This is a genomic window from Teichococcus vastitatis (assembly GCF_003604215.1).
Classification (GTDB): domain Bacteria; phylum Pseudomonadota; class Alphaproteobacteria; order Acetobacterales; family Acetobacteraceae; genus Pseudoroseomonas; species Pseudoroseomonas vastitatis.
Genome location: NZ_QXGS01000061.1, coordinates 1 through 9,979, shown reverse-complemented (window position 1 = coordinate 9,979; position 9,979 = coordinate 1). Strand labels below are relative to the sequence as shown.

9 protein-coding genes are annotated in these 9,979 nt (G+C 66.1%); 4 read left to right on the top strand and 5 right to left on the bottom strand.

What is annotated here, in order from left to right; genetic code table 11:
• Positions 1-245: 245 nt before the first annotated feature.
• The 4 genes from D2K64_RS22035 to D2K64_RS22020 all read right to left on the bottom strand — a co-directional run bounded on the left by D2K64_RS22035 (position 246) and on the right by D2K64_RS22020 (position 3,385).
• Positions 246-1,199 carry an ABC transporter substrate-binding protein gene (locus D2K64_RS22035; protein WP_120010532.1) on the bottom strand — a complete coding sequence of 318 codons (954 nt, stop codon included), beginning with the start codon at positions 1,197-1,199 and terminating at the stop codon, positions 246-248.
• Between the two features lie 74 nt (positions 1,200-1,273).
• Positions 1,274-2,038, bottom strand: a complete 765-nt coding sequence (locus D2K64_RS22030) for an ABC transporter permease (RefSeq protein ID WP_120010530.1) — start codon at positions 2,036-2,038, stop codon at positions 1,274-1,276.
• A gap of 121 nt (positions 2,039-2,159) precedes the next feature.
• Positions 2,160-2,885 (bottom strand): siderophore-iron reductase FhuF, encoded by a 726-nt coding sequence (gene fhuF / locus D2K64_RS22025; RefSeq protein WP_120010528.1) that lies wholly within the window; start codon positions 2,883-2,885, stop codon positions 2,160-2,162.
• Positions 2,886-2,959: 74 nt separating this feature from the next.
• On the bottom strand, positions 2,960-3,385 hold the full coding sequence (locus D2K64_RS22020; protein ID WP_120010526.1) for a hypothetical protein: 426 nt from the start codon (positions 3,383-3,385) through the stop codon (positions 2,960-2,962).
• Between the two features lie 135 nt (positions 3,386-3,520).
• Here D2K64_RS22020 and D2K64_RS22015 point away from each other — a divergent pair, with 135 nt between their 5' ends.
• Complete coding sequence (locus D2K64_RS22015) at positions 3,521-3,811, top strand: SWIB/MDM2 domain-containing protein (RefSeq protein ID WP_120010524.1); 291 nt, start codon at positions 3,521-3,523, stop codon at positions 3,809-3,811.
• Between the two features lie 909 nt (positions 3,812-4,720).
• Complete coding sequence (locus tag D2K64_RS22010; protein ID WP_157986031.1) at positions 4,721-5,797, top strand: acyltransferase family protein; 1,077 nt, start codon at positions 4,721-4,723, stop codon at positions 5,795-5,797.
• Between the two features lie 33 nt (positions 5,798-5,830).
• On the opposite strand, the gene D2K64_RS22005 is transcribed toward D2K64_RS22010, so the two are convergent.
• Entirely contained in the window at positions 5,831-7,087 is a 1,257-nt protein-coding gene (locus tag D2K64_RS22005; protein ID WP_120010521.1) for an SGNH/GDSL hydrolase family protein, read from the bottom strand.
• A gap of 113 nt (positions 7,088-7,200) precedes the next feature.
• Between D2K64_RS22005 and D2K64_RS22000 the strand changes: the two genes are divergently transcribed.
• Together D2K64_RS22000 and D2K64_RS21995 are read left to right on the top strand one after the other, a co-directional pair.
• The gene (locus D2K64_RS22000; RefSeq protein ID WP_120010520.1) at positions 7,201-9,237 is read left to right on the top strand and encodes an NAD(+) synthase; all 2,037 of its coding nucleotides are present in this window, start codon (positions 7,201-7,203) and stop codon (positions 9,235-9,237) included.
• Positions 9,238-9,309: 72 nt separating this feature from the next.
• On the top strand, positions 9,310-9,918 hold the full coding sequence (locus D2K64_RS21995; protein ID WP_120010518.1) for a cysteine hydrolase family protein: 609 nt from the start codon (positions 9,310-9,312) through the stop codon (positions 9,916-9,918).
• The last annotated feature ends 61 nt before the right edge of the window (positions 9,919-9,979 follow it).

Genomic DNA, 9,979 nt, shown 5'->3' with positions numbered 1-9,979 from the left:
GTCAGGCCAGAAGCGAATCACCATCTCCGCCGCGCAGGAAATCACACCAGAGTCAGTTCATCCGCTCGACGGTATAAGCCACGTTCGAGCGCCGATAGCCTCAATCCATCACGGGAATGCTGACCTGCCCGGCCGGCATGAAGCAGTCGTTGACGTCGGCGGCGCCCTGGCTGAACGCGGTCATCGGCATGGCCTTCGCGGTGCGGTGCCGAAGGCACGCCAGCGGCCGGGCCGGAAGTCAAGGCTCAACGCGACGGCCTCAGCCGCAGCACCCCCGCGCCGATATCCGGCCGGCGCGGCACGATGCCGCTGGCGACGTACCAATCGGCGATCTGCGCGATCTGCGCCACGTCCTGATCGGTGACGCCGCGCGTCGGCACGGCATTGTTGGCGCCGATCGCCGGCGCCAGAGAAGCGGGCAGGGCCATGGCGTCGGTCCAGATCCGGCCGGCTTCCGCCGGGTTCGCCCGCGCCCATGCGTTGTCCGCGAGGCAGGTGTCGAACACCGCTTGCAGCAGCGCCGGCCGGGTTTCGGCGAAATGGCGGCTGCACATCAGCGTCACGGCATTGTCGGACCCGATGGCATCGCCATCCGCCAGCAGCCGGGCATCGTAGCTGGCCAGCGCGATGCTGATGAAGGGATCCCAGGCCGCCCATGCATCGACATGCCCCTGGGCGAAGGCGGCGCCACTGTCACCGGGGCTGAGGTAAACACGCCGCACGCTGTCGACGGGGATGTTGTTGCGGTCGAGCGCACGCATCAGCAGGTACTCGCCCGTGCCGCCGCGGTTCACCGCCACGCTGCGGCCCTGCAGCTCCGAAATCCGCGTGATCGGGGCGCCGCGCTTGACCAGAATGCCCTCGCCGGCGGCCGAGATGGGCTGGCAGGCGAAAATCAGCATCGGGATCCGCGCTGCCAGTGCCGTGATGCAGGCGGTCGAGGAGCCGGCAGTGATGTCGATGCTGCCGGCGTTCATCGCCTCCAGCGCGGGCGCGGCGGCGGGAAACGGCCCCGGCCATTCCGCCGTCGCGCCCTGCGCCTCCAGTGCTTGCCGAAGGGTACCGCGGGCGCGGCCGGTGGTCAGGTCGTTCGGCGCCCGCAGCCAGCCGATGCGCACCGCGGGACCGGCGGCGTGGCCGGGGAGCGCGGCGGCACTCCCCGATGCGATGGCCAAGGCGAGCAGGGCGCGGCGGTGCATCGGCGGAAACCTTTTCTCCGGAGATTGGCGGTTCTGGCAGCTTGCCTCGTCAGGGCAAGAGGCGCGGGAATGCATCAGGCCGGGCCACGCCAGCGCAAGGCCCAGGCTTCGGCCAGGCGCACCAGCGCGTCGGTGCCGAGCCCCATCAATGCATAGACCAGCAGGCATACCACGATGATGTCGGTCTGCAGGAAGTCGCGCGCGCGGGTGATCAGCGCGCCGAGGCCGGACTGGGCGTTGATCTGCTCCCCCACCACCAGGCTCAACCAGCCCAGGCTGAGGCCGTAGCGCATCCCGACCATCAGGGACGGCAGGGCGCCGGGCAGGATGATGTGGCGCACGACCTGCAATTGCGACAGCTCGAGGCTGCGGCCGGCCTCCACCAGCTTCGGGTCGACGCCCCGGATCCCCGCAAACAGCGTCAGGTAGATGGGAAACACCGCACCCAGCGTGACCAGTCCGATCTTCGGCGCCTCGCCGATGCCGAACCACAGGATGAACAGCGGCAGCAGGCCGAGAAACGGCATCGCCTTCAGCATCTGCATGGGAGGATCGAACACCGCCTCGCCCAGCCGCGACAATCCCGACACGAGCGCCAATGCGACCCCGAACAGAACGGCCAGGGCGAAGCCCGCCGCCACGCGCGCTGCCGACACCAACAGCGCCTGCGGCAATTCTCCGGACAGTGTTAACGCCGATCCCGCCGCCAGGATCTGCGACGGAGCGGCCAGAACGGTGCCGGGCAACCAGCCCACATGGCTCGCCGCCTGCCACAGAAGCAGGAGAAACAGGGGCGACAGCAGCCGGACCCAGCCCGGCCAGGAGTGATTCCGGCGCATCGGCTGCGGCTTTCGCCGTGCCTGCGCCCCCTGTCAACGCATTGGCCGGCGACACCCTCGCCGGACGCTGTGCACGGCTCCGGCCTGCTGCGGAACCCCGCAGCTTGCGGTCCGCGGCCGCTCAGGCGAGGTGGCGCCCCCGGATCTGGGGCAGGGGGCATGTGCCGCAGCCCTGCTCCAGCCCGGGCAGACGATAACGCAGGCAGCATACGCGGCGCTGCGGCGCCGGCTGCGAGGAGCAGGCCGTGGGATGGAAGCTGCGGACCAGCGGGTTGTCCCACCCGTCCTCCCATTCGGACTGGTGCAGCAGCCGGTGCGTCGCCGCGTCGCTGCCCGGCTCGGCCGACAGCAGTCGCAGAACATGGCTCATGCGCACCCCGGTATTGCACCAGAAGACGCGGGCGGAAACCCGCCCGGCTGCCGCCAGCGCCTGGATCACGGGTTCCACATGCCTGCGCACCAGGTCGCCAAGATGGGCAGCGGCCGAGATGCCGTGCGCCAGCGGCTCTCCGGCATGAGCCACCTGCAGCGCGGCCGGCGCGCCATCCTCGGCGAGCACCAGGGAAACCTCGGCCGGCGCCAGAGGCAGGGCACGCCGCAGCCGGAGTGCCACGCTGAAGGCGGGATAAACCAGCACCGACATGTAGAACTGGCTCCACATCGACAGCACGGCGCCGGCGTCGCCCTTCGGGTAGCGCTGTTCAAAGGTCGCGGCCAGTCCTGCGAGCACGCCCGGCCGCAGCAGCTCGGCCACGGGCAGCGCGCGCCGCCCGTCCGGACCCAGAACCACACTGTCCGTGGCAAAGTGCAGTGGCCCGGCGAAGGCGGGGGCGAGCTCCGGAATCATGCAGGCGGCTCCTGGACGGCCATGACGCGGTACAATTGACACTCATTCTCAATTGCGTCCAGAGGCGAGCGGCGTCAGGGCCAGTAGGGGCCGGTGAACAGGTCGCCCAGAGCCCAGCGCCGACGGTAAGTGATCCGGCGCTGGGCCAGATGGTGAGGCCGGTCATGCAGCATGTGACAGCGCTGGCACAGGCTGCGAAGGTTACGGTGGTGGTTGTTGGCCGGGTTATGGTCCAGATGTGCGGCTGCCAGCACCACGCGGGTGCGGCGGGCCTGCGCCGCCTGTTCCGGCGCAGGCGCCGGCATGCGCCGGCCGCGGCCGTCACGCCAATGGTCAAGCTCAGGGTCGAACCATTGGCCATCGCGCAGGCAGAGCAGTTCCGTGCCGTGCGGACGGCCGCAGGTCTCGCAGCGGCCACGCGCGCGCCCGAAGCGGATCAGGCGGCTCAGCTCGGTCCAGTCAATCGGATAGAACCAACGCAATTCAGGGCGGATTGGCATGTCGGCTGCGGAACCGGAAGAGGATGTGTGCCATTCTCACGGTGCAGTCTTCGGTGGGCAAGCGGCGTTGTGCTGCATCCGCAGCGGAGCCGGGACGTTTCAGCGAAGCTGGACCGAAAGCAAAGGAGTGAAGAAATGGCCACCAAGGCAAAGAGTAGCGCCACCAAGGCGCCCGAGGGCAAGAAGCCCAACGCGCTGCAGCAGCCGTTGAAGCCTTCCGCCGAGTTGGCCAGCGTGGTGGGCGAAGCGCCGCTGCCGCGCGGCGAAGTCGTCAGCAAGGTCTGGGCTTACATCAAGGAGCACAATCTCCAGAACGCCGAGAACAAGCGCGAGATCATCGCCGATGACAAGCTGCGCAAGGTGTTTGGCAAGGACAAGGTGACCATGTTCGAGATGAACAAGCATCTGGCCCAGCATCTGAAGTAAGTCCATCACGTCGCCACGTCTTCCGCAGGGAGACGTGGCGGTCACATCCGCTATACATAATATATCTTATGCGAATTTATCTCATTGTCCGTGCTTGCTCAGCGCGAGCGGCGCCAAAACGGGTTGCTTACCATTATTTAACCTTAGCGCCTTCCCGATAAGCGTCTTCGTCAAACCACAAAATCATGCGTGCCCTGTGGGGTAGAAGACCGAAGTCGGCTCCACGCGTGTCCATTGATGCAGCGGGCAGCACATTGGCAGTACCGATGTCTGGCTAAGGCACGAGATTCATGTTGTGGGGTTCGACTACAATAATCAGGCAAACGTTCCGAGCAGCGCGAAATCAGGTGTCGGCACCTTCCGGAACAATCCCGCACGTCATTGTTTCAGTCGGTGTCGATGATCTCGCACGAAGGCGATCGCCCCCACCGAAGTCATGGGGATTGCAACATTGACGACAAGCAGGTCGCGGAAACACTTCCCGCTGGCGTCGCCAATACCGCAAGGGCCTGTCGCGGACCTGTGTGATTTGAGCCGTTCGCATCGGTAACGGCACTCAATCCGTGGCGCTGATTCAGGCGAATGCCATGTGGCCTGCGATCAGTTCCTGCCTGGGGCTTAACAAAATAGGCGCTGAGGAACGCCATCTTCGAAGATAACGCCGTTTTGTGTTACCGGCTCATGGTGCTACAGGAGAGTTGTGCAACGTCCAGTGCCAAATTCGTGACGACATCAGGATGAATCCGGCTTTTGCGGCTTAGCCTCAACAGCGTATGTAACGTCCAATTACAATCGCTGAGGACTGCTTTTGCGTCTCGGCAACGCAGATCGCAGATGCGTCTCAGAAGGAGACACCCCTTGACTGCTTCACATCAGGCGGGTCTACGACCACGCCAGGATATTCCTGCCTTGACCGGTGCGCGCGGGCCCGCCGCGCTGGCCGTCGTGGCATATCATCTTCCAATGGACTCGACAACGCCGAGCACAACGAATTGGTTCGGATTAGAGGCGCTTTTCACACAAGGCGACCTGGGCGTGGACTTCTTCTTTATTTTAAGCGGCTTCATCATCCATCACGTGTACCGCAATGTTTTTGCTGGTTCGCTCAGGATGGCGGATGTCCGGCGCTTCGTGCTGTATCGCTTCGCCCGCATCTGGCCGCTGCACATCGTGACGATGCTCGGCGCGCTCACCTTGTACGCGGCCGCCGTTCTGCTGTTCCACCGCATGCCGGCGGATGCGGCTTCCTACTCGCCGTCCAGCGTGTTGGCGAATATTCTGATGGTGCAGTCCTGGTTCGGCATCGGTTCTCCCAACGTGCCGGCTTGGTCGATTTCGGCAGAATGGGCCGCCTATCTGGTGTTTCCCTTCGCCTGCTGGCTGCTGATGCGCCTGCCACTGGTTGCGTGGATCGGGCTCGGACTCGCCGCATGGCTACTCACCGGCACTGAATTCATCACCCACCCGCTGGGCCGCATCGCCACGGGCTTCCTGATGGGCATGGTGCTTCGCGAATGCGAAGGGCGCTTCGCGCTGGCCCATCGGCTCGGTCGGGCCACGGGTCTGATGGTCCTGGGGCTGCTGCTGGCGGGTTGCTGGGTGCTGCCGGACACCGCGCTGCTGCCTTACACGTTCGGTTTCGCCGTACTGATCCTGGCGCTGAGCAACCCCGCGGACTGGCTGGCACGATTGGCTGCCCGGAGGCCCCTAGTCTACCTTGGGGAGATCAGCTTCGCGCTCTACATGGTGCACGCTGTGGTGTGGTCGGCCTTCAAGAATTTGCTGCGGATCGCCGCCCCCGGGATCGACCCGACGAGCTATCTGCCGGTTCTGGTGGGAACGGTCCTGTCGCTGATCGCGGCTTCGCTTCTCTACCATTTAGTTGAAATTCCGGGTCGCAACATGCTGCGCCGCGCGCGACGCCCGGTTCAGCAACCGGAAGTTCAGCACGGCATGTCAGCGGCCGAGGCCCGGCCGGCCCGCTGAGGGCCGGTCCCGCGACGAGCCTCTCCCCGGTCCTCAGCGCAAGGTGGGGGGTTCCAGCAGGCGCGGAATATCATCCAGGAAGCGGCGGCGGGCCCATTGATGCAGCCCGTCGCCGGGATGAATGCCATCCTTCGGCACCCCGCCCTTGTCGCTTCGCCACAGGCGCGGTCGCGCCGGATCGCCGAACACGTCCTCGACGTCGAAGAAGCCGTAACCCACTCCATTCCGGCTTCTGACACCGCGCGTGATCTCATCGAGCTGAAGCCACGAATCCGCCGCCGCGTGCTGCGACGGCGCTGCATTCGCCGGATCTGTGCGCGGCCAGGACGTACCCGGGATCAAACGGATGCCGAGCGGATCGAGAATTCGCTTCAATCGCTGCAGATCGGCCAGGAACTGTTCGGCGGAGCGGCGGGCCGCTTGGTCATTCTGCCCGAGCAGGCAGACCATGTGCGTGATCCCGATGCCGCGCAGTATGCCGAGGCGGCGGGCCCGCTGCTCGGGTGGCGCGGCCACCACTTCCGCCAGTGACAAGCCTGCTACGCCAAGGTTGATGTAGGGCAAATCCGCATCCGCGAGCGCGGAAAGCAGGAAGCCCGGATGATAGCAGGCGCCGATCCGTGCGGAGGCGCCTACCGCGCCGGTGGACGATATGCTGTCCCCCAGCACTGCCACTCGCGCACGCGGCGCCGCCCCAGGCAGCGGTCGCCCCAGAATCACGGCGGGCGGCAGCACCACGTAGTTGGCGGCACGGCCATAGGGTGCGAAGCCCGCCGCCGTCACGGAGGCCGTGCCCTGCCCTGCCGCGGCCACGCCACAGGCACTGACCTCATCGGGGCCGAAGGCCGGCAAATCGGTGCCGGGAAAGCGCGAGGGCGGCTTCTCCCAGTCTGCGGAGATCGCCAGCTGCACATCCCCCGCCGGGTAAGCCATGGGAACATGGGCGCGGAGTTCGCCATCCGGCGGCATCCAGTTACCGCCGCCGACGAATGCCAGGGCCCGCCCGGGCTGGTCGAAGCGCGGCTTCGGCGCCGCGGCGAACAGCGTGATGGCGGAGGCGCCGGGTTGCAGGACGCGGCCACCGGTGATGTTGGCCCAGCGGATCTCCAGCGCGCTGCAGGGTTCAGTGATGCGATGCCAGGAATTTTGCCGCCAGGATCCGAAGCGTTCCGGCTCTGAATTGGCAATGTCGCGTGCCGGCACGCCGCAGCGATTGCCGACCAGCACCATCGGCTCCGCCTCGGCCACAAACAGCCGGCCGCCGCGCACGGCCGACACCAAGCCCAACATGGCAATGCCTCCGGTTGTTGATTGGGTCTGACGGCGTGACAAGGCCCGGCCGTGCCGTCAACACCCTGTGCTTCGTCTGGACGCCCCGGCAACAAGAGCGCAATTTCCCATACATGGATTTCCGATCGGTATACCGCCACGGCTTCGCCCGTGTTGCCGCCTGCACCACGCGTTGCACCCTGGCCGACCCGGCCCGCAACGCGGACGCCATTCTGAAGGCCGCCCGTCATTGCGACGCTGAAGGCGCGGCGCTGGCGGTGTTTCCTGAGCTGGGCCTTTCCGGCTACGCCATCGATGACCTGCATCTGCAGGACACGCTGTTGGACGCGGTGGAAGATGCCGTCGCGGCCCTGGTGGAAGCCTCGCGCACAATGCGCGTGCTGATGCTGGTGGGGGCACCGGTGCGGCATGCCGGGCGCGTCTACAACACGGCGCTGGCTATCCAGGGTGGCCGGCTGCTCGGCGTCGTGCCCAAGGTGCACCTGCCGAACTATCGCGAGTTCTACGAACGGCGCTGGTTCGCCTCCGGCGCCGGAACCGAGGGCGGCAGCACCCGGATCGCCGGGATGGAAGCACCCTTCGGCCCCGACCTGATGTTCGCCGCCGAGGATGTGCCCGACCTCATCATCCATGCGGAGATCTGCGAGGACGTATGGGTGCCGATCCCGCCCTCCTCCATCGCGGCCGCGAACGGGGCCCTGGTACTCGCCAACCTGTCGGCCAGCAACATCACCGTGGGCAAGGCGGATACCCGCCGGCTGCTGGCGCAGGGTCAGTCGGCGCGCTGTCTCGCGACCTATCTCTACGCCGCGGCCGGCGTGGGGGAATCCACCACGGACCTGGCCTGGGACGGGCAGGTGTCGATCTTCGAGAACGGGGCGATCCTGCGCGAAAGCGACCGCTTCCCGGACGAGGACCAGGTCGTGATTGCCGACACCGATCTGGACCTGCTGCGGCAGGAGCGGGCCCGGCAGGGCACCTATGACGACAACCGCCGCCTCCACCCCTCCCCGTTCCGACGGATCGCCTTCCGGGTCGATCCGCCGGCCGGCGATATCGGATTTCAGCGCGCCATCGAGCGCTTCCCCTTTGTGCCCGCCGATCCCGCCCGGCTGCACCAGGACTGTTACGAGGCGTACAACATCCAGGTCTCGGGTCTGGTACAGCGCCTGGGCTCCACCAGCGGCAAGCTGGTGATCGGCGTGTCCGGCGGACTCGACTCCACCCAGGCCCTGATCGTCGCGGCCAAGGCCATGGATCGGATGGGACGGTCGCGCACCGACATCATCGGCTACACGCTTCCCGGCTTCGGCACCTCTGCTGGCACCAAAACCAATGCGCATGCCCTGATGGCGTCGCTCGGCATCACCGCCAAGGAACTCGACATCCGGCCAGCGGCGAAGCAGATGCTGAGCGATCTGGGCCATCCCTTCGGTCGCGGCGAACCCGTCTATGACGTGACTTTCGAGAACGTCCAGGCAGGGCTGCGTACGGATTACCTGTTCCGGGCCGCCAACCATCAGGGTGGCATGGTGCTGGGGACCGGCGACCTGTCGGAACTCGCGCTTGGCTGGTGCACCTATGGCGTGGGCGACCAGATGTCGCACTACAACGTCAATGCCGGGGTACCGAAGACGCTGATCCAGCATCTGATCCGCTTCGCCATCGCATCCGGCGACTTTTCGGCCGACGTGGGCGCGACGCTTCAATCCATCTTGGACACCGAGATCTCGCCGGAGCTCATCCCGGCCGACGCCGACACGCAGCAGCTGCAAAGCACGGAGGCGAAGATCGGGCCCTATGCCTTGCAGGACTTCAATCTGTTCTACACGCTGCGCTACGGGTTCCGTCCGTCCAAGATTGCCTTTCTGGCCCTGCAGGCCTGGGACGATGCGGCGCAGGGCTCTTGGCCCCCCGGCTTCCCGGACGGAAAACGCGGCCAGTACCCGCTGCCGGTGATCCGCAAATGGCTGGAAGTGTTCCTGGCGCGCTTCTTCGGCTTCGCGCAGTTCAAGCGGTCCGCCATGCCGAACGGGCCCAAAGTGTCGGCAGGTGGATCGCTGTCTCCGCGCGGCGACTGGCGGGCCCCCTCCGATGGCAATGCGACGGCCTGGCTGGAGGAGTTGCGTCGCAACGTTCCGGCAGAATAGCACCGGATCCTGCATCCCGGATCCCCCGGTCATCGTTGCTTGCAGAAGCAAAATGCCCGGAGGATCTTGGCGATGGCGGCACATGAAGGTTTGCGGCACGGTCATCTCGGACCGAATACGCTGCACCTGTGCATCGATATGCAGCAATTGTTTGCGGAAGGACCGTGGGAGACGCCCTGGCTGAAGCGTGTTCTTCCGGTGGTAGAGGAACTGGCAAATGCCAGGCCGGATTGCACCCTGTTCACCCGCTTCATGCCTCCTGCCAACGTCGCCGAAGCCCGCGGCATGTGGCGCCGTTATTACGAGCATTGGCCGCAGATGGTGAGAGAGGCGCTGCCGCCGGAACGGACCGAGTTGATGCCGAGTCTGGCACGCCTCGTGCCCCCGGCTGAGGTATTGGACAAGGACGTCTACTCCCCCTGGGTCGCGCCGGAGCTGCATCGCCGCCTGCAGGAGCGCGGCGTGGACACGCTGGTGATCACCGGAGCGGAGACCGATGTCTGCGTGCTGGCCGCCGTGCTCGGTGCCGTCGACCTCGGCTATCGGGTGGTGGTTCCGGTGGACGCCATCTGCTCCTCCTCCGACCGCACACATGACGCTCTGCTGACGCTGTACCGCGAGCGTTTCGGTCAGCAGATCGAGGCGGTCCGCTCGGAGGAGGTTCTGCGAGCCTGGACCTAGTGTCCTGATCGCGAAATTCCTCCGATCGTCTGGGAGCGAAGGCAGAAGCGCTGGATGGCGG

Coding starts and splice junctions, on each gene's coding strand:
- D2K64_RS22035 (WP_120010532.1), bottom strand. CDS start 1,199: ATGCACCGCCGCGCCCTGCTCGCCTTGGCCATCGCATCGGGGAGTGCC.
- D2K64_RS22030 (WP_120010530.1), bottom strand. CDS start 2,038: ATGCGCCGGAATCACTCCTGGCCGGGCTGGGTCCGGCTGCTGTCGCCC.
- fhuF (WP_120010528.1), bottom strand. CDS start 2,885: ATGATTCCGGAGCTCGCCCCCGCCTTCGCCGGGCCACTGCACTTTGCC.
- D2K64_RS22020 (WP_120010526.1), bottom strand. CDS start 3,385: ATGCCAATCCGCCCTGAATTGCGTTGGTTCTATCCGATTGACTGGACC.
- D2K64_RS22015 (WP_120010524.1), top strand. CDS start 3,521: ATGGCCACCAAGGCAAAGAGTAGCGCCACCAAGGCGCCCGAGGGCAAG.
- D2K64_RS22005 (WP_120010521.1), bottom strand. CDS start 7,087: ATGTTGGGCTTGGTGTCGGCCGTGCGCGGCGGCCGGCTGTTTGTGGCC.
- D2K64_RS22000 (WP_120010520.1), top strand. CDS start 7,201: ATGGATTTCCGATCGGTATACCGCCACGGCTTCGCCCGTGTTGCCGCC.
- D2K64_RS21995 (WP_120010518.1), top strand. CDS start 9,310: ATGGCGGCACATGAAGGTTTGCGGCACGGTCATCTCGGACCGAATACG.